Raw genomic sequence first — 19749 nt, 5'->3', positions numbered from 1 at the left:
TTTGAGCAGCGTTTCTTACCGCCCCGAGCCCGGAAGCATCCCCACCGATCCTGGCGTCTACACTTTTCGCGACGCCGACGAACGCGTCATCTACGTCGGTAAGGCCAAGAACCTACGCGCCCGTCTGTCTAATTATTTCCAGGACCTCAGCCAGCTACACCCGCGTACCCGCGCCATGGTGCAATCGGCGAGCCATGTTCAATGGACTGTTGTTTCCAGCGAATTGGAGGCACTGAACCTCGAATACACCTGGATCAAGCGCTTTAACCCCCGGTTTAACGTCATGTACCGGGACGATAAGACCTATCCCATGCTGGCGATCAGCGTTAAGGAAGAGATTCCACGGGCATTTATGTACCGCGGTCCCCGGCGCAAGGGCGTGCGTTACTTTGGTCCCTATCCCAAGGCCTGGGCGATCCGTGAGACACTTGAGTCTTTGACGCGCGTCTTTCCTATTAGAACGTGTTCAGCTGGGGTGTATAGGCGTCACGAAGCTTTGGGAAGGCCGTGTCTACTCGGCTATATCGATCGATGCAGCGCCCCGTGCGTGGACAAGATCACTCCCGAAGGTCACCGGGCGCTCGTCGACCAGTTCTCCAGCTTCTTGGCTGGCAACACCGAACCAGTGCTGCGTAGGGTGCGCAAGGAGATGGAGGAGGCTGCCGAAAACCTAGACTTTGAGCGAGCAGCCGCGCTGCGCGATCAACTGCAGGCCATGCAAAAATCAATGGAGCGGCAGGCGGTGGTATTTTCCGATAAGACCGACGCCGACCTCATCGCTTTCGTCGCCGATGAGCTGGAGGCGGCGGTGCAGATTTTCCACGTCCGAGGGGGACGTATCCATGGCCAGCGGGGGTGGGTCGTCGAGCGCGAGGATCTGAGCGAGGAGCGGCTCGTTGCGGACTTCATTACCCAGTTCTACGGGGAGACCGCGGAACTGGCTAAGGCCACAGAGACTCAGGTCGGTGGCGCATCCGGACCGGAGGTGGATAGGGAACTTGCCCGCGCGATCAACCCTGCGTCCACACAGGATCTTGGCGACCTGGTGGGTGATGTGCAGGTCACGCCTGTGCCACGGGAAATTCTTGTACATGTCTTGCCGGAAGAAGCCCCGGATTTGGCTGAATGGCTAACAAGCCTGCGCGGTTCCAATGTGGAGATCAGGGTGCCACAGCGCGGTGACAAAAAGGCGCTGATGACCACTGCAGAAACTAACGCCACACAGGCGTTGGCGCAGCACAAGCTGAAGAGGGCGGGCGACATTACGGCACGTTCGGCAGCTTTGAAGGAGCTGCAGGAGGCACTGTGGATGGACGAATCTCCGCTGCGTATCGAGTGCACCGATATTTCGCATATCCAGGGCACTGATGTCGTGGCCAGCTTGGTGGTTTTCGAAGACGGTCTGCCTAAGAAGGCCGATTACCGCCGCTATAAGATCCGCGAGGCCGCCGGTGATGGACATTCCGACGATGTAGCTTCCATTGCGGAGGTGGTGCGTCGTCGTTTCAAGCGCTATCACCAGGACAAATCCGCTGTTCCCGCTGGCGACGACGGGGGAGATCTGCTCGACGGCGAGGCGGACCTCGAACACACGGACACGGCAAAGCAGAAGTTCGCTTACCCGCCCCAGCTATTCATTGTGGATGGTGGCCTTCCACAGGTGAATGCGGCCCAAAAGGTCTTGGATGAGCTTGGAGTCAACGACGTAACTCTCGTAGGCATCGCTAAACGTCTGGAGGAAATCTGGATCCCTGGCGAGGAGTATCCCATTATCGTTCCCCGCAACTCGCCAGCTCTATACCTAGTACAGAATCTCCGCGACGAAGCCCACCGTTTCGCCATCAATTTCCACCGCCAACAACGCAGTGCCCGCATGCGGCGCAGCAAATTGGACGACATCCCGGGACTCGGGCCGAAGCGCCGTAAGCAACTGGTTAAGGAGTTCGGCTCCGTGGCGAAGGTGAAGCAGGCCAGTGTGGAGGACATCGCCGCGCTTCCGGGCTTTGGGCCGAAGTTGGCACAACTTATTCACGACGCCCTCAATGCTGGGTAGGATCGGGAAGTATGAGCGCATCAACGCAGCAAGAGCCCAGTTTGATATTGATCACGGGCATGTCTGGGGCAGGGCGTCGAGCTACCGCCGCAGCCCTGGAGGAGCTCGGGTGGTACGTCGCGGACAACCTTCCGCCCGAGCTCATCGTGCGAATGGTTGAGCTTAGTTTCTCCCCGGATTCGCCCATCGAGAAGTTGGCCATCGTCACCGACGTCCGCTCCCGCGATTTCGCCGGCAGCCTCACCAGTGTCCTGCACGATCTCCATACCGGAGGCCGTCGCCCTACAGTGCTTTATTTGGATGCCACGGATGAGGCACTGATTGCGCGCTTTGACGCTGTGCGCCGCACCCACCCGCTGCAACAAAAGGGCACGTTGCAGGACGGTATTGACCGTGAACGCGAAATGCTCGCCAGCATCCGCGAACGCGCTGACATCGTTTTGGATACCACCGACCGGAGCATCCACGATCTGCGCCGTGAATTGGAGAAGTTCTTCGCAGCTGCGGATCACTCGAGTGTCCGCATTAATCTGCAGAGTTTCGGCTTTAAGCACGGACCGCCCAAGGATATTGACATACTGCTGGACGCTCGTTTCCTGCCGAACCCGTACTGGGATCCGCAGCTGCGCCCTTTTAGAGGTATTGACGCCCCCGTCTCCGACTTTGTCCTGTCTCAATCCGGGGCCGAAGATTTCCTCGACCACACCGTGGGACTCATCCACTCCGTACTGCCGGGATACCGCAAAGAGGGCAAGTTCTTCGTATCCGTAGCCATCGGCTGCACTGGTGGCCACCACCGCAGCGTGGCGATCGCTGAGGAACTAACCCGCCGGCTGGCAAAAGACGGTGTACTCGTAAACCTTTCCCACCGAGACTTGGAACGCTAGGGGTGAAAAGCAACATGACGCATAACGAAAACTCTTCCCCGAAACGAATCGCGCGGATGGCTTGCCTGGGCGGCGGACATGGCCTTTTCAATACTCTGCGTTCGGCGCGCACCATCGCGGATTATGTCTCCGCCATAGTGACGGTGGCCGACGACGGAGGATCGTCAGGACGCATTCGTCGTGAGTTGGGTTCTCTACCGCCAGGTGATCTGCGCATGGCGCTAGCGGCGCTCACTCGCGATAACGAGCGCGGACGCATGTGGGAAGACGTGATTCAACACCGCTTCGGCGGTTCTGGCGCACTCAAAGGCCACGCACTCGGCAATTTCCTTATCACCGGTCTGGCGCAGGTTATGGGCAGTGAGCTAAAGGCGCTGGACGAGATTGGTCGACTCCTCGGCATCGAAGGGCGAGTCATCCCGATGAGCAACGAGCCGCTGGATCTTGAGGCCGAAGTGCTCGGGCTGGAAGAAGACCCACGGGAGGTTGTTGCCGTGCGCGGGCAGGTTGCCGTTGCATCCACGCTGGGGGAGGTGCGCCGAGTGAAGCTCTACCCCGTGGACCCGCCAGCGTCTCCGGAGGCCGTCGAGGCGATTCTTAATGCCGATTTGGTCTCCATGGGCCCGGGATCCTGGTTTTCCAGTGTGATCCCGCACCTCCTCGTCCCCGGAATCGTGGATGCTCTCAACCAAACTAAGGCGGTAAAGGCGCTGGTCTTGAACTTGGTTCCGGAACCTGGAGAGACCGCCGGGATGTCCTTGGAACACCATATCCATATGGTGCGACAGCATTGTCCCAGCTTGAAGATTGACGTTGTCATCGTCGATCTGTCGACGATGCCCGTGGCCAGCGCTCGGCGTCATATCGAAAGGGCAGCGGCAGCACTGGGCGCGAAAGTGATCTACCGCGACGTGCGGGAGGACGACAACCGCGGGCGATGGACCGACCGTCACAATCCGACCAAACTCGCTGCGGTTCTGCATGAGGTTTCAGGCGGCGTGCAAGACCTGCCGGAGCGAGAATAGCTAGCTCGGCTATAATTGGGTGCCCTGTGTGCAAGTTGGGAAGGAAGGACAGTCCGTGGCACTGACGGCCGATGTGAAGGCAGAACTAAATCGAGTTCTGGTGACTCGCCATGATGTGATGACCGCGGAGGTTGCCAGCCTGCTGCGGTACACGGCTGCCTTGCACCTGGTGGACAAGAAGATCGTCGTGGAGTCTGAGGTGGACTCCGCAGATACAGCTCGTCGCCTCACGGACATGGTGGAGCAGCTCTACAAGATCGAACCGGAGCACCAGATTATCGGTGCGGGCAATCTTCGTCGCAGCCCTCGGCATGTGCTGCGGTGGACTGAAGGTGGCATGGAGCTGGCACGTCGCACCGAGTTGATCGACCGCGTAGGGCGCCCAGTACGAGGCTTGCCGCGATTCATTATCGGCGGCACCAAGGATCAATGTGTAGCCGCCTGGCGCGGAGCTTTCCTGGCGCATGGCTACATTACGGACCCGGGACGTTCGTCCGCGCTGGAGGTGCAGACGCCGTCGAATGAGGCCGCTCTGGCACTGGTCGGCGCCGCACGCCGTATTGACGTGACTGCAAAGACGAAGGAAGCCAGGGGAGTCAACCGCGTCGTAATCCGCGACGGCGATTCCATCGGACGGCTCCTCATGCTGATGGGTGCTCAAGAGACCCGCGAAATATGGGAGAAGCAGCGCCGGAACCGCGAAAATCGGGCAAAAGCAAACCGCCTGGCGAACTTCGATGATGCGAATCTGCGCCGCAGTGCCCGCGCCGCAGTGGCCGCTGCCGCCCGCGTGGAGCGTGCCTTGGAGATCTTGGAAAACGATGTGCCCCAGCACCTGGCCGAAGCAGGACAGTTGCGGGTGGAACATAAGGAAGCCTCGCTGGAGGAGCTCGGTCGCCTTGCAGAGCCACCGATGACCAAGGATGCCGTGGCAGGTCGCATTCGACGCCTGCTTTCAATGGCTGATAAACGCGCCGAGGAACTGGGATTACCGGACACACATTCCGCTGTCACCTCGGAGTTGTTCAACGACGTTGATTGATTTCTAACCCCGTAGAAGTCAGCACGGATACCCCCATCGCATATGGGATAAGAATCGCTGCGAACCCTAGGAGGCGCAGGTACTCTCGGAGGTGTCGGCGTGAGGGTCGAGGGCTTGGAGTTTTGAGCCGTAGGCCTTGGCGTCTAGCTCGAAGAAAAATAGACGCAGTTTTTAGGAGTTCAACTTATGACTATCCGTGTTGGCATCAACGGTTTCGGCCGAATCGGCCGTAACTTCTTCCGCGCAATCCGTTCCCAGGGCGCTGACCTGGAGGTTGTGGGCATCAACGACCTGACTGATAACAAGACGCTGTCTGTCCTGCTGAAGAACGACTCCGTTATGGGTCGCCTGGATGCCGAGATCGAGTACGACGACGAGTCCATCACCGTCGACGGCAAGCGCATCGCCGTTTCTGCTGAGCGCGACCCGAAGAACCTGAACTGGGGCGAGCTGGGTGCGGACATCGTTATCGAGTCCACCGGTTTCTTCACCGATGCTGAGGCTGCCAAGGCACACATCGACGCGGGCGCTAAGAAGGTCATTATCTCCGCTCCGGCGAAGAACGAGGACGCTACCTTTGTCGTTGGTGTAAACCACACCGACTACGACCCGGAGAACCACCACATCATCTCCAACGCCTCCTGCACCACCAACTGCCTGGCTCCGCTGGCCAAGACTCTCGACGAGGAGTTCGGCATCGTCAAGGGCCTGATGACCACCGTTCACGCTTACACCGGCGACCAGCGCCTGCACGACGCTCCGCACAAGGACCTGCGCCGCGCCCGCGCCGCAGCCGTTAACCTGGTTCCGACCTCCACTGGTGCTGCAAAGGCCGTTTCCCTGGTTCTGCCGCAGCTGAAGGGCAAGCTGGATGGCTACGCAGTGCGCGTTCCGGTTATCACCGGCTCCCTGACCGACCTGACTTTCGAAGCTGAGAAGCCGGTCACCGTCGAGGCTGTCAACGCTGCACTCAAGAAGGCAGCCGAGAATGAGCTGAAGGGGATTGCAAAGTACTCCGATGACGCTCCGCTAGTCTCCACCGACATCGTGGGTGATTCTCACTCCTCTATTTTCGACTCTGGCCTGACCAAGGTCATCGACAACCAGGTCAAGGTTGTCTCCTGGTACGACAACGAGTGGGGCTACTCCTGCCGTCTGGTCGACCTGGCAACCTACGTCGGCGAGCGCCTCTAAGTAGGCCTTGTCCGCAAAGCTATAAGGATTACGGGTTCGGCTCCGATCGCCGCACGTGTCGCGCGTCGCGGGGTCGAGCCGGCCCGTTTTCTCATGTAGCCCCCACCCTCTACCTTCATTAACCACCCAAATAGAAACTTTTTAAGGAGCTTCCCATGGCCATCAAGACCGTTAAAGACCTGATCAACGAGGGCGTCCAGGGACGCCATGTTCTGGTTCGTGCGGACCTGAATGTCCCGCTGTCTGACGGCAATATCACCGACCCGGGTCGTATCGATGCTTCCGTACCTACGTTGAAGGCTCTGTTGGAAGCCGGAGCTCGCGTCGTTGTCTCCGCCCACTTGGGTCGCCCCAAGGGTGAGTTCAAAGAGGAGTTCTCCCTGGCTCCCGTCGCGGAAGCTCTCGCTGAGCGCCTAGACCAGTGGGTACCGCTAGCCACTGACGTCACCGGCGAAGATGCTCACGAGCGCGCCAACGGCCTTGACGACGGTGACATCCTGCTGCTGGAGAACGTTCGCTTCGATGCCCGCGAGACCTCTAAGGACGAGACAGAACGCGCTGAATTCGCGGCCGAGTTGGCTGCCCTCACCGGTGACAATGGTGCCTTTGTCTCCGATGGCTTCGGCGTGGTTCACCGCAAGCAGGCCTCCGTCTACGATGTGGCCAAGAAGCTGCCGCACTACGCAGGTGGTCTTGTCGAGGCCGAGCTGAACGTGCTCCGCCGCGTGTCGGCGACCCCGGAAAAGCCCTACGCCGTTGTGCTGGGTGGTTCCAAGGTGTCTGACAAGTTGGGCGTCATCGAGGCACTTGCACCGCGCGTGGACAACCTCCTGATCGGCGGTGGCATGTGCTTCACCTTCCTCGCGGCACAGGGCTACTCGGTTGGCGGCTCTTTGCTGCAGGACGACATGATCGACACCTGCAAGGATCTGCTGGAACGCTTCGGTGACGTCATTGTTCTGCCCACCGATGTAGAGGTCGCCGAGCGTTTCGACAAAGACGCCGACCACCGCACCGTCGACCTGAACTCCATCCCGGAAGGTTGGATGGGTCTGGACATCGGCCCGGACTCCGTTCAGCTGTTCTCCGAAATCTTGGCCAAGTCCAAGACCGTGTTCTGGAACGGCCCGATGGGCGTATTCGAGTTCCCAGCCTTTGCGGCGGGTACGCGGGGTGTTGCCGAGGCGATTATCGACGCCACCGGCGGCGGTGCATTCTCGGTCGTCGGCGGCGGCGACTCGGCCGCGGCTGTTCGCACCCTGGGCCTGGGAGAGGAAGGTTTCTCCCACATCTCCACTGGCGGCGGTGCCTCCCTGGAGTTCCTGGAGGGCAAGGAACTTCCCGGCGTTTCCGTCCTGGAAAGCTAAACGCACCCCGTACGTTCCAGAAGTACTAAGCAGTAAGCACAGTAGAGAGGCATTGACACAATGACCGCACGCAAGCCACTTATCGCCGGCAACTGGAAGATGAACCTGAACCACTATGAGGCTATTCAGGTCGTGCAGAAGTTCGTCTTCGCACTGCCGAAGGAGTACTACGAGTCCGTGGATGTGGCCTTTATCCCGCCGTTCACGGATATCCGTTCCGTTCAGACTCTGGTGGATGGAGACAAGCTGGAGATTACTTACGGTGGCCAAGACGTATCCCAGCACACTTCGGGTGCTTACACCGGTGAGGTATCCGGCGCAATGTTGAAGAAGCTGGGCTGCACGTGGGCCATCATTGGCCACTCCGAGCGTCGCCAGTACCACGGAGAGACCGACGAAACCGTAGCAGCCAAGGCTCGCGCAGCACTGGATAATGAACTGCAGCCGATTGTCTGCGTGGGCGAACAGCTGGATGTCCGTGAAAAGGGCGAGCATGTCGAGTTCGTTAAGAACCAAACCAAGGCCTCCCTGGCGGGACTGTCCGCTGAGGACCTTTCCAAGACCGTCATCGCATATGAACCCGTCTGGGCAATTGGCACCGGCAAGGTTGCCTCTGCCGAGGATGCACAGGAAGTCTGCCACGCGATCCGTGAGCTCGTCGCCGAGCTAGCTGGCGAGGAGGTCGCTGGTGGTATTCGCATTCTCTACGGTGGTTCGGTGAAAACCGATTCCGTCGGAGAGCTAGTCAGCCAGCCAGACGTGGATGGCGGACTCGTCGGCGGGGCGTCGCTAAACGGCGAAGACTTTGCACGCCTGGCAGCGGCCGCAGCAAAGGCGACGGCCTAACACAATGAGCAACGACACGATCCGCGGCACCGCCATTCCCGTCGCTCCTGATGAAATCGCCCACCCAGAGATCAGCCCCACGGTGCGAGACGATACCCGTTACCTGGGACGGATCCTGGGAGAGGTAATCCGTGAGCAGGAGGGCGAGTACACTTTCAACCTCATCGAAAACTCCCGGCGTGCAGCTTTTGACCTGCGCTACGGAGAGATGCAGATTGATCAGCTGGCCGAGCAGTTCAACTCACTGCCGACGGAGAAAGCGCTGCCAGTGATTCGTGCATTCTCGCACTTCGCTTTGATGGCGAATCTGGCGGAAGACCTCTACGTCGAACGGGTTCGTGACCTTGAGGAGGATCGGGGCAATACCGCCCCGCGCTCCACCCTGGCATATACGTGGCAAGAACTTCACAACCGGGAAGTGCCGGGGGAGAAGGTCGCCGACATCATGGCGAATGCCCTTGTAGCGCCTGTCCTCACGGCGCACCCAACAGAGACCCGCCGCCGGACCGTGTTCGATGTGCAAACCGACATCATGAAGATGATGCGTCGGCGCGCACGCGTGCTCAAAGAACTCAAACTTAACCCCGACTCCGTCCGCGCGGCTCGCCAACTGACGCAGATCGAGCTAGTAATTCGCCGCCGCATGACGCTACTGTGGCAGACCTCCTTGATCCGTAGCGTGCGTCCGCGTATCGAGGACGAGATCAAGGTGGGATTGCGCTACTACGGCATCAGCCTGCTGAGCGAGATTCCGGCGATCAACCGTCGCGTCAATGAGCATATGAAAGAGCAGTACGGAGATACCGTGCCCCATACTGCCATCGTGCGCCCCGGTTCGTGGATCGGTGGCGACCACGACGGTAACCCCTATGTCACCGCAGAAACGGTCAGTATCGCCACGACCGCGGCCGCCCGCACTGTCTTCGACCACTACCAGAAAACCATTTACGCGCTCGAGCACGAGCTCAGTCTGTCGTCGCGGTTTATCGACACCACCGAGGCACTTGAGCAACTAGCCGATCGTGGCCACAATGACGTTCCTTCCCGCGTGGATGAGCCTTTCCGCCGCGCCTTACACGGCATGCGCGGACGCGTGGCAGCGACGGCCAAGCAAACCCTCGGGGAGCCGGTGGTCTCCGGCGGCATTCACAAGGGACACGAGCCCTACGCGGGTCCGGAGGAGCTTCTGGCCGACATCGATACGGTGGATGCTGCGCTACGCCACTCGATGGACGATCTTCTGGCCGACCACACCTTGGCTGACCTGCGCGAGGCCGTTGAAACTTTCGGCTTTAACCTCTACGCACTGGATCTGCGGCAGAACTCCGAAAGCTTCGAGAACGTCCTGACCGAGGTCTTTGCCCGCGCCGGTGTCGCTGAGAACTACGCGGAGCTGGATGAAGACCACAAGATCCAATTGCTTCTGCGCGAGCTGGCCAGCCCACGTCCACTAGCGGATCCGGGCGCCGAATGGTCCGAGAAAACTGAACGTGAGCTAGGTATTTTCCGCGCAGCGGCACAAGCAGCAAAGAAGTTCGGAACTGATATGGTTCCGCACTGCATCATCTCTATGGCATCGTCCGTTTCTGACGTTATCGAGCCGATGATCCTGCTGAAAGAAGTCGGACTTATCCAGGCAAACGGTGATCACCCCCGGGGTTCGGTGGATATCATCCCGCTGTTTGAGACCATCGATGACCTCGCTGGGGGTGCGGACATCATGCGCGAGCTATGGAAGCTCCCGCTCTACCGCAACTACGTCGCGGAACGCGGAGATACCCAGGAGATCATGCTGGGTTACTCTGATTCCAACAAGGACGGTGGTTATTTTGCCGCCAATTGGGCGCTGTACGACGCCGAACTGGAGCTTGTGGCCGCCTCCCGCGAAGCGGGACTATTCCTGCGCCTCTTCCACGGACGCGGTGGAACCGTCGGTCGCGGTGGCGGTCCATCCTACGACGCGATCCTGGCGCAGCCGCAGGGTGCTGTGCAAGGTGCCGTACGCATCACTGAACAGGGCGAGATTATCTCCGCTAAATACGGCGATCCCGCGAACGCCGCCCGAAACCTCGAGGCTCTCGTCGCCGCCACACTGGAGGCCAGCCTGCTGCCCGTCGACGATCTCGACAATCCGGAGGAGGCCTTCGCCACCATGCGCCAGGTCGCCGAAGAATCGCGCAAGGCATACTCCGCGCTTATGCACGAAGACCCAGGCTTTATCGAATACTTCACCACCTCCACGCCATTGACAGAGATCGGCAGTTTGAACATCGGTTCCCGCCCATCGTCGCGCAAACAAACCACCGCCGTATCGGATCTGCGCGCCATCCCCTGGGTACTCAGCTGGTCGCAGTCCCGCGTAATGTTGCCTGGTTGGTTCGGCGTCGGCAGTGCCTTAAAGCGCTGGATCGACGGCGGTACCTCTGTCTCTGGTGACGCCACCTCGCGCCTCAACTACCTGCGGGATCTGCACAAGCGTTGGCCTTTCTTCGCCTCGGTGTTATCCAATATGGCGCAGGTGATGTCAAAGGCCGACCTGTCGATTGCACGGCTTTACTCCGAGCTCGTGGCGAACAAGGAGGCAGCGGAGCGAATCTTCCGTGTGATCGTGGAGGAGTACAAGCTGACAGTGGAAATGTTCCTGCAGATTACTGAACGGGACACCCTCCTGGCAGATAACCCGGAGCTGGTGAGCTCGGTGCGCAACCGCTTCCCATACCTGGTGCCTTTGAACCTGTTGCAGGTGGAGCTGCTGCGTCGCTACCGAGCCGGTGATGATTCCGATAGCGTACGTTCTGGGATTCAGCTGACCATGAATGGCCTCGCCACTGCGCTACGCAACTCCGGCTAGGCTTCTGCCGCGTGGCGGGTTGTCACTTCAGGGCCACAGCGGGTAAATTCGTGGTGTTAAACAAAAGGTTTAGTAAGTCGATTACGAAGAAGAGTTGAGGGTAGGGCATTGATCCTAACGCTGCAGATCATCCTGGTTGTCACCAGCTTGCTGATGGGCCTGTCCGTTTTGCTGCACAAAGGTAAGGGTGGAGGCCTGTCCAGCCTGTTCGGTGGCGGCATGCAGTCCAACCTGTCCGGTTCCACCGTGGCGGAGAAGAATCTGGATCGTCTGACTGTGGGTACCGCCGTTATCTGGCTGATCTCTTTGATTGCACTGAACCTAGTTCTGCACTACGGCCTGGGATAACCCACAGCCCCTAAACCCCCTAGAAGCAACAATCTAAAGCAGTGGGTTAGCTTCCTTGTCTACCCACAGCAGCGTTGCCTCGATACCCGAGGCCAAGGCTGCGGGCCACTCGGCGCCATTACCGCCGTCAAACACCTGGCTCGCAGCCTCTTTCTTTTCCGCACCACAGACCAGCAACCACACTGCTCGGGAACGGTTCACCGCCCGCATAGTCAGGCTAATACGCTCCGCCGGAGGCTTTGGACATTCGCGGACAGACACTACAGAACCTTCGGCATGTAGTAGCGCGTCAGTGTGAGGGAATAGCGAGTTGATATGGCCTTCTGGCCCCATGCCCAACAGGTGAATGTCAAAGCCCTCCGGCGCGACCTGATCTACAGTCTTCCCATAGAACTCAGCCGCCGCATCCAGTGCTGGCCCATCCGCCTGCTCGCCTGCCGCCAGGGCGGGGAAGCGGAACACATTTAGAGAGGGAATGTCCACGTGTCGAAGCAACGCGTCAAAAGCTTGTTTATCATTGCGCTCCGGGTCGCCGGCGGGCAAGAAACGCTCGTCGCCGAAGAAGACATACACCTGTGACCAGTCGATCCGGGTGACAGGAAAGTCCTCCGCCGTCTGCTTTGCCGCGTGATCCAGTGCAGCAATCTCTGAAAGAGTAGCAATGCCCGCGCCACCGCCGGTCAATACCACCCGGACAATGCCATCACCGGTGACTGTTTCCCCGGTACGCTGCAGTTCAGCTACGGTGTTGATGAACTCACGGGCCGCGGCAGTAGCGAGATCCTGCTTGTTGTCACGGGGTCGCAACTCGATACCGGTCTTCTCACTGACAACTGCGTCGTGGCTGTGATCGTGTGTGGGCTTCATCGTAGAGACTCCTGACCGTCGAAGTTGTTGTAGGTATCGCGGGCGTCGCGGGAGGTCCAGCGATCTAGCTTGTCCTCCTGTGCATCCGTTGTCTTAACACCGCGGAACTGGGAATTCCGTGGACCTCGGTCGGGCCTGTTTACCCGCACCAGGCCACGCAACGCATGGCCAAAGGCATAATCCGGGTCGAGGTGGCGCAGCTCTTCGGCCAGGCAATCGGCAAGCGCACGCCTGCCAAGAGTGACCATAGAGTTCTGGTCACCGACGGTCAGCGAGACCGTGTTGGCGTCAATAACCTCCACCTCAATGGCACCCACCTGGCGATGCAGCACCGCCTTTTCGATCGAAATCAGTCGATCGCCGTCCGCATCCTCACTGAACCGACCTTCGACCGTGACGTGCCTGGTCACCGGAACGTCCAAACGCTCGGCGAGCCATCCGGCGGCAATGTCTACGGAAGGATCGTGCTTCGGCCCCCAGACCTCTGCGGAAACAATGGCATGGTGCGGGGGCTGATCCAGTGCAGAGGCCAATAGTCCGCGCCATAGGGTGATGCGGCTCCACACCATGTCGGAATCGCCGCGGGTATACGTCATGCGACGGCGGTAGAGGGCATCCTCGTCTTCGTCCGTGAGAGAGTCCGTGATACGGCGGGTAGCCAGCGCGCCGATGGGATCGGCCGCCGGGTTACGCGGACCGGTCGCAGGCCACCAGGCCACAATCGGAGTATCGGGCAGCAACAGCGGAGTCACGACCGAGGCGCGGTTGGCTGACAGCTCTCCGTGCAGGTGCATAATGATGATCTCTGAAGCACCCGCATCTCCGCCGATGCGCAGCTGGGCATCCAGCAATGGCTCTTCGCTGCGGTGCATCACCAACACGATGACACGTGCAGGGTGCTCGCGGGACGCGTCATGTGTGGAGCTAATGATTCGATCGAGATCATCCTCCTCGTTAGCTACCACGATCAGGGTAAGGACGCGGCCGCTTGTAACGTCGCCGCGCTCCTCACGCAGCGCACGGATGCGGTGTTCAATGTCTTTGGTCTTGGTGTTCGGTAAGTCGATAATCATGGGCGTTGAAGTGCGCTCTCCTCACGCGGGTGGGGACGGTGCGGGTAGGGGTCTGGCGGTTTCTAGGGTGCTTCTACGGACGACGCCACTGCCGTCCCGACCGGGACAGAATCTCTTCGGCGCCCTTCGGCCCCCATGTGCCGGCGGGGTAGTCCTCCGGGCGCCCATGCAGCGCCCAATGATCCAGGATCGGATCGAGGATTCTCCAGGACAGCTCAACTTCCTCGTTGGTGGGAAAGAGGCTGGCTTCGTCCAATAGGGCATCCAAAATCAAACGTTCATAGGCTTCGGGCGATTCTTCGGTAAAGGCCTCGGAGTAGCTGAAGTCCATGTTGACATCGCGCACCTCCATAGCCGATCCCGGGACCTTGGAGCCGAAACGCACCAGCACGCCCTCTTCGGGCTGCACGCGGATGACCAGCATGTTGTTACCCTGGGCAGTGGTTTGTCCGGGGCCAAATGGCAGGTGAGGGGCTTCCTTGAAAACAATGGCGATCTCCGTCACGCGGCGCCCCAGGCGTTTGCCGGTGCGCAGGTAGAAGGGAACACCCGCCCAACGGCGCGAAGCGATTTCGAAAGTAGCGGCGGCATACGTTTCGGTAGTGGATTCCGGGTCGAAGCCATCCTCCTGGCGCAGCCCCTTCACTGGGATGGATCCCTGCCATCCGGAGGTGTATTGTCCACGGGCCGTGGTCTGCGCAAATGGACCCACTGGGCTCGTGGCGCGGAGAACCTTAACCTTCTCTGCCTGCAACTCGGACGGGTTGAACGTCACCGGCTCTTCCATAGCAATCAGCGCCAACAGCTGCAGCAGGTGGTTTTGGATCACGTCGCGGGCCGCACCAATGCCGTCGTAGTAACCCGCACGGCCTCCCAGACCGATGTCCTCAGCCATGGTGATCTGCACATGATCCACGTAATGCGCATTGAACATCGGGTCGAAAAGCTGGTTGGCGAAGCGCAGCGCCAGGATGTTCTGCACTGTCTCCTTGCCCAGGTAGTGGTCGATACGGAACACGCTGGATTCCGGGAACACGCTGTTTACGATCTCATTGAGCTCGTGGGCGGACTGCTCATCATGGCCGAATGGCTTCTCAATAACCACGCGTCGCCAGCCATTGTGCAGCTCGCCCAGTTCCGGATCTGGCTTCGCCAAGCCCGACCGTTCTAGCTGGTGGCATACGCTGGGGAAGTGGTCCGGGGGTACCGAAAGATAATAAGCCCAGTTGCCAGCAGTGCCGCGTTCGTTATCGATCTCACGGGTTTTCTCCGCGAGGGCGTCAAAAGCAGCGTCCGTGGTGAAGTCACCAGTGACAAAGAAGATGCCTTCCGCCAGCCGCTCCCAGACATTCTGGCGCCACGGGGTGCGCGCCCGCTCCTTGACTGATTGCAGAACCTGCTCTTCGAACTCTTCCTTGGACCAGTCACGACGACCGTAACCGATCAGACTAAAACCCGGGGGCAGCAGACCACGGTTGGCAAGGTCGTACACAGCAGGCAGCAGCTTCTTGCGTGCTAGGTCACCGGTCACGCCGAAAATCACCAAGCCACAGGGCCCGGCGATGCGGGGAAGGCGCTTGTCTAATTCATCGCGCAGCGGATTGCGCCATTCCTCGGCGGAAAAAGGTAGTTGCACTTGTTTAAAGTCCTCTGTTACGTGGGGTAGTCGGGGGTTGCTATTTTGCGTTCAGCTGCTCTGCGAGGGTGCCCAAAAGTTCGTTCCATGAGGCTACGAACTTTTCCACACCTTCATCTTCTAGCACGGCCCACACCTCGGCCAGATTCACTCCGACCTCGTCCAGGCTGGCGAAAACCACATGTGCCTGGGATGCAGTTCCAGACAGCGAATCGCCACGGATTTCTCCATGGCCGATCGTCGCGTCCAGCGTATTCTCTGGCATCGTGTTGACGGTGTGCGGGCCGGCCAGCTCGGTGACGTACAAGGTATCTGGGTACTCCGGGTTCTTTACTGAGGTTGACGCCCACAGTGGGCGCTGTACTCGAGCTCCCTTGTCGGCCAGCTTCTGCCATTCGGGGTTGTTTAGCAGCTGCTCCTCGAAGGCAGCATAGGCCAGTTGGGCATTGGCCACGCCCGCCTTGCCCTTCAGCTGCTTGGCTGCTTCGGAGCCGATGCTATCTAAGCGCTTGTCGATCTCGGTATCCACGCGGGAGACAAAGAAGCTAGCCACGGAGTGAATCTTGGAGAGATCTTTGCCCTCTTCGGCAGCACGGTTAATGCCCTCAATGAAAGCTTCCATCACCTGAATGTAGCGGGAGACAGAGAAAATCAAAGTGACGTTGACGCTGATTCCCTCAGCCAAGACTTCAGTGATCGCAGGAAGGCATTCCTCCGTGGCGGGAATCTTAATCATAAGATTGTCGCGTCCGACCTTGGCAGCCAGTTCCTTGGCTTGGGTAACCGTGGCCTCGCGCTCATTGGCTAGGCGCGGGTCGACCTCCAAAGAAACGCGGCCATCGAATCCCTCCGTGCGTTCGTAGAGGGGGAGGAACACATCGCAAGCATCCGCAACATCGTCCGCAGCCATTTCGAACACGGCGCTATCTGCTGGGGTACCCGCGGCAGCGAGCTCGCGTAGCTGTTCGTCGTAGGCGGTTCCCTGGGACATAGCTTTGGCAAAAATCGCCGGGTTGGTGGTTACACCAACTACGCCCTTGTTCTCGATTACCTCGGCGAGGTTACCGGAGCGTAGGCGGTCGCGAGACAGGTCATCCAACCACACGGAGGTACCGGCGGCGGCAAGGGCTTCGATGTTGGCGGGAGTGCTCATAGGTGAAGGATCAGTCCTTGTAAACGGGGGTAAACGGGGTCAGAAATTATTTATTGGCGGCAATGGAATCGTGAGCCGCTGCGACGACAGCCTCGGCGGTTATGCCGAACTCGCGGTATAGAGTCTGGTAGTCCGCGGAAGCACCGTAGTGTTCCAGGGAAACCGTACGACCGTTGAGGCCTACGAAACGGTGCCACGGCATCGCAATGCCAGCCTCGACGGAAACACGGGCGGTGACGGAGCTCGGCAGCACCTGCTCCTGGTACTCGGCATCCTGCTCCAAGAACCACTCCATAACTGGCATGGATACAACACGAGTGCCCACGGCCTGGTTCTCCAGCTCCTTTGCGGCTTCGACGGCGAGCTGTACCTCAGAGCCCGTAGCCAGCAAGATAACTTCTGGGGTGTCAGTGGACTCCTCGACCAGCACATAGGCTCCGCGGGCCACACCGTCGGCAGCTTTTTCCTGCGTGCCTTCCAGCACAGGCACGTTCTGGCGCGTCAGAATCAATGCCTTCGGCGATTCCTCGGCGCGCAAGGCGGCAGCCCAGCCAGCGGCAGCCTCGTTAGCATCCGCTGGGCGAATTACTGCCAGGTGGGGGATAGCTCGCAGAGAAGCCAGGTGCTCGACCGGCTGGTGGGTCGGACCATCCTCGCCCAAGCCAATGGAATCGTGGGTCCATACGTGATAGACGTCCGACTTCATCAGCGCGCCGAGGCGAATGGCACCACGGGCGTAGTCAGAAAACTGCAGGAAGGTAGCGCCATAGGGACGGGTCGGTCCGTGCAGTGCAATGCCGTTCAAGATGGCCACCATGCCGTGCTCGCGGATGCCGAAGTGCAGGTTCCGTCCGCCGGGTTCCGTAGTAAAGCTGCGGGTGCTGATGGCCTCCGGACCGAAGCTCGGGGAGCCCTTGATGATGGTGTTTGTGGAGCCAGCGAGGTCGGCCGAGCCACCCCACAGCTCAGGCAGAGTCTTGCCCAGTGCCTGCAGCGTAGCCTCCGAGGCTTTACGCGTGGCCAGGGACTCGCCGGCCTCCCAGCTGGGAATCTCGGCATCGAAATCCGTCGGAAGTTCACGGGAGTAGAGACGGTCAAACAGAGCCTTGTTCTCCGGGTTCTTCTCCGCCCAGGCGTCGAAAAGACCCTGCCACTGCTTGTGCGCCTCCGCGCCGCGCTCGACCAGACCGCGGGTGTGGGCGATTACGTTGTCCTCTACCGGGAACGGCTCGTCGGGGAAGTCCAGCGCCTCCTTGATACCGGTGATTTCCTCCGCACCCAGTGCGGCACCGTGAGAAGCACCCGTATCCATCTTCGTAGGTGCCGGGTAGGCAATAACGCTGCTCAGTCGGACGAAGGTCGGGCGAGTTGTGTCCGCTTTCGCACGCTCAACGGCGTCCAGAATGCCCTCGACGTCCTCACCGGTGACCTCAAGAGTCTGCCAGCCGTAAGCGGCGTAACGGGCGACGACGTCTTCATTGAAGGCAATCTGCGTCTGATCCTCGATGGAAATGCCATTGTCATCCCAGAACACAATGAGGTTCCCCAACTGCTGCGTCCCAGCCAAGGAGGAAGCCTCCGCAGTCACGCCTTCCTGCACGTCGCCGTCAGAAGCGATGACGTAGATGAAGTGGTCGAAAGGCGACTCGCCCGCCGGTGCCTCCGGGTCGAATAGCGCGCGCTCGCGACGGGCGGCCATAGCCATGCCCACGGCAGAGGCGAGGCCTTGGCCGAGAGGGCCGGTAGTGATCTCCACACCGTCGGTGTGATGAACCTCCGGGTGGCCTGGGGTCTTGGACCCCCAGGTGCGTAGCGCCTGCAGATCCTCTAGCTCCAGGCCGAAACCACCCAAAAACAGCTGAATGTACTGCGTCAGAGACGAGTGACCCGCCGACAGCACAAAGCGATCCCTACCTACCCAGTGGACATCCTTCGGATCGTGTCGCAACACACGCTGGTACAGGGTGTAAGCCAGCGGTGCCAGGCTCATTGCCGTACCGGGGTGACCGGATCCGCACTTTTCAACGGCATCAGCAGCCAGCACACGGGCGAGGTCGACCGCGCGCGTGTCGGTCTCCGTCCAGTCGGCTGGGTAATTCCGCACGGTGAGTGCCTGCTGTTCTGGGGAGAGAGTCACTGTCAGTTGCCTTTCTTCATCAAGCTGAATACCCCATACATACTAATGGTCGCGGCCGACCGCCGTGGCTAGTGGGCACAGATGGTGGGCGCCAATTTTGTATCAGGGTGTGCCATAACCTTTTTACTGAAAGTTGGAACTTTATCGGCGCTCCAGCCGACCATATAGAGATGCACGCCTGAATCCCGTGCATTAGCAAGGCTTTCAGTGCCACGGACACTTGTTCCGAGGGCGCGGTTCGGCCAGCATGAAACGCTCGGGTAGCGTTAGACGCGAAATGGATAGACTGCAGGTGGAACTGCATGACCTGAACTTGGAGGCGAGGCAGCCGGTGAAGACATTCGCTGAGACGGCCAAGGCATACATAGCACTGACCAAACCTAGGGTCATTGAGCTATTGCTGGTAGCCACGATTCCTGCAATGTTGCAGGCACAACGCGGCGAAGTGAACTTCGGTCTTATCCTGCTGACCCTTATCGGCGGCTGGATGGGAGCCGGGGCTGCTAACACCTTCAATAACGTCGTCGATCACGACATAGATCAGCTGATGCGTCGCACCCGGCGCCGTCCGACGGCTCGTCAGACCGTTTCCGTCAGCGAAGCGCGCATCTTCGCCTGGGTGTTGCTCATTATCTCGGTGCTGTGGCTCGGCTTCCTCTGCCATTCGTGGCTGGCCGCCGGGTTCATCGTGCTGACGAACTGGTTTTACGTCTATGTCTACACCAAGTGGTTGAAGCGCCGTACCTGGCAAAACGTCATCTGGGGTGGCGCGGCCGGCTGTATGCCCGTCGTAGTTGGCTGGGCCGTAATCACCGATAACAACGGCGGGGCGTTCCACGCAGGCTGGTTGTCATGGGCCCAGGCGCTCATTTTGTTTATGGTTATTTTCTTTTGGACGCCACCGCATACCTGGGCTCTTGGCATGCGTTACCGCGAGGACTATGAAGCCGCGGGCGTGCCCATGATGCCTGTCGTCAAACCTCCGCTGGAGGTTACGCGCCAGATTCTTGCCTACACGTGGGCGACCGTGGTCACTTCGCTGCTACTGGTTCCCGCCGCTAGCTGGATCTACCTGGCAGCGGCCGTGCTGTCCGGCGCCTGGTTCATTATCAAGGCGCATCTGCTGCACAGTGGCGTGAAAAACGGCACCCCGGTCAAGCCGATGCAGCTGTTCTTCCTGTCGAACAACTACCTGTCGCTACTGTTCGTGGCTCTGTCTGTTGATGCCGTGCTGGGCTGGCAGACTCTCGCCGAGGCTGTGCTCGGTTAG

The 19749-nt window shown here is 59.8% G+C and carries 15 protein-coding genes; 10 read left to right on the top strand and 5 right to left on the bottom strand.

Annotation, left to right across the window (positions count from 1 at the left end):
• Window position 1: 1 nt before the first annotated feature.
• The 9 genes from uvrC to secG all read left to right on the top strand — a co-directional run bounded on the left by uvrC (window position 2) and on the right by secG (window position 11613).
• Window positions 2-2053 (top strand): excinuclease ABC subunit UvrC, encoded by a 2052-nt coding sequence (uvrC, locus tag AC06DS_RS08105; protein ID WP_477100464.1) that lies wholly within the window; start codon window positions 2-4, stop codon window positions 2051-2053.
• An 11-nt stretch (window positions 2054-2064) separates the two neighbouring features.
• Window positions 2065-2940: an RNase adapter RapZ gene (gene rapZ, locus AC06DS_RS08100; protein WP_448307651.1), complete on the top strand. Its 876-nt coding sequence runs from the start codon at window positions 2065-2067 to the stop codon at window positions 2938-2940.
• A 14-nt stretch (window positions 2941-2954) separates the two neighbouring features.
• Window positions 2955-3965: a gluconeogenesis factor YvcK family protein gene (locus AC06DS_RS08095; protein ID WP_476727648.1), complete on the top strand. Its 1011-nt coding sequence runs from the start codon at window positions 2955-2957 to the stop codon at window positions 3963-3965.
• A 55-nt stretch (window positions 3966-4020) separates the two neighbouring features.
• Window positions 4021-5007: a DNA-binding protein WhiA gene (gene whiA, locus AC06DS_RS08090; protein ID WP_477100463.1), complete on the top strand. Its 987-nt coding sequence runs from the start codon at window positions 4021-4023 to the stop codon at window positions 5005-5007.
• A 186-nt stretch (window positions 5008-5193) separates the two neighbouring features.
• Window positions 5194-6201 (top strand): type I glyceraldehyde-3-phosphate dehydrogenase, encoded by a 1008-nt coding sequence (gap, locus tag AC06DS_RS08085; RefSeq protein ID WP_293791483.1) that lies wholly within the window; start codon window positions 5194-5196, stop codon window positions 6199-6201.
• Between the two features lie 155 nt (window positions 6202-6356).
• Window positions 6357-7568 carry a phosphoglycerate kinase gene (locus AC06DS_RS08080; protein WP_477100462.1) on the top strand — a complete coding sequence of 404 codons (1212 nt, stop codon included), beginning with the start codon at window positions 6357-6359 and terminating at the stop codon, window positions 7566-7568.
• A 60-nt stretch (window positions 7569-7628) separates the two neighbouring features.
• Window positions 7629-8414 carry a triose-phosphate isomerase gene (tpiA, locus tag AC06DS_RS08075; RefSeq protein ID WP_293791481.1) on the top strand — a complete coding sequence of 262 codons (786 nt, stop codon included), beginning with the start codon at window positions 7629-7631 and terminating at the stop codon, window positions 8412-8414.
• A gap of 70 nt (window positions 8415-8484) precedes the next feature.
• Window positions 8485-11265 carry a phosphoenolpyruvate carboxylase gene (gene ppc, locus AC06DS_RS08070; protein ID WP_477101195.1) on the top strand — a complete coding sequence of 927 codons (2781 nt, stop codon included), beginning with the start codon at window positions 8485-8487 and terminating at the stop codon, window positions 11263-11265.
• A gap of 108 nt (window positions 11266-11373) precedes the next feature.
• Complete coding sequence (gene secG, locus AC06DS_RS08065; protein WP_293791480.1) at window positions 11374-11613, top strand: preprotein translocase subunit SecG; 240 nt, start codon at window positions 11374-11376, stop codon at window positions 11611-11613.
• A gap of 33 nt (window positions 11614-11646) precedes the next feature.
• On the opposite strand, the gene pgl is transcribed toward secG, so the two are convergent.
• The 5 genes from pgl to tkt form a co-directional block, all read right to left on the bottom strand.
• Complete coding sequence (gene pgl / locus AC06DS_RS08060; RefSeq protein ID WP_293791479.1) at window positions 11647-12480, bottom strand: 6-phosphogluconolactonase; 834 nt, start codon at window positions 12478-12480, stop codon at window positions 11647-11649.
• Window positions 12477-13553, bottom strand: a complete 1077-nt coding sequence (locus tag AC06DS_RS08055) for a glucose-6-phosphate dehydrogenase assembly protein OpcA (protein ID WP_293791478.1) — start codon at window positions 13551-13553, stop codon at window positions 12477-12479. Before AC06DS_RS08055 ends, pgl begins: the two co-directional genes overlap by 4 nt.
• Window positions 13554-13626: 73 nt before the next feature.
• Window positions 13627-15189: a glucose-6-phosphate dehydrogenase gene (gene zwf / locus AC06DS_RS08050; protein ID WP_473963286.1), complete on the bottom strand. Its 1563-nt coding sequence runs from the start codon at window positions 15187-15189 to the stop codon at window positions 13627-13629.
• Between the two features lie 40 nt (window positions 15190-15229).
• Window positions 15230-16342 carry a transaldolase gene (gene tal / locus AC06DS_RS08045; RefSeq protein WP_477100461.1) on the bottom strand — a complete coding sequence of 371 codons (1113 nt, stop codon included), beginning with the start codon at window positions 16340-16342 and terminating at the stop codon, window positions 15230-15232.
• A gap of 46 nt (window positions 16343-16388) precedes the next feature.
• On the bottom strand, window positions 16389-18479 hold the full coding sequence (tkt, locus tag AC06DS_RS08040) for a transketolase (protein WP_477100460.1): 2091 nt from the start codon (window positions 18477-18479) through the stop codon (window positions 16389-16391).
• Window positions 18480-18756: 277 nt separating this feature from the next.
• Here tkt and AC06DS_RS08035 point away from each other — a divergent pair, with 277 nt between their 5' ends.
• Entirely contained in the window at window positions 18757-19749 is a 993-nt protein-coding gene (locus AC06DS_RS08035) for a heme o synthase (protein WP_473963289.1), read from the top strand.

The organism is Corynebacterium sp. TUM25015, from assembly GCF_056393505.1.
This window is presented reverse-complemented; position numbering and strand designations above follow the sequence as displayed.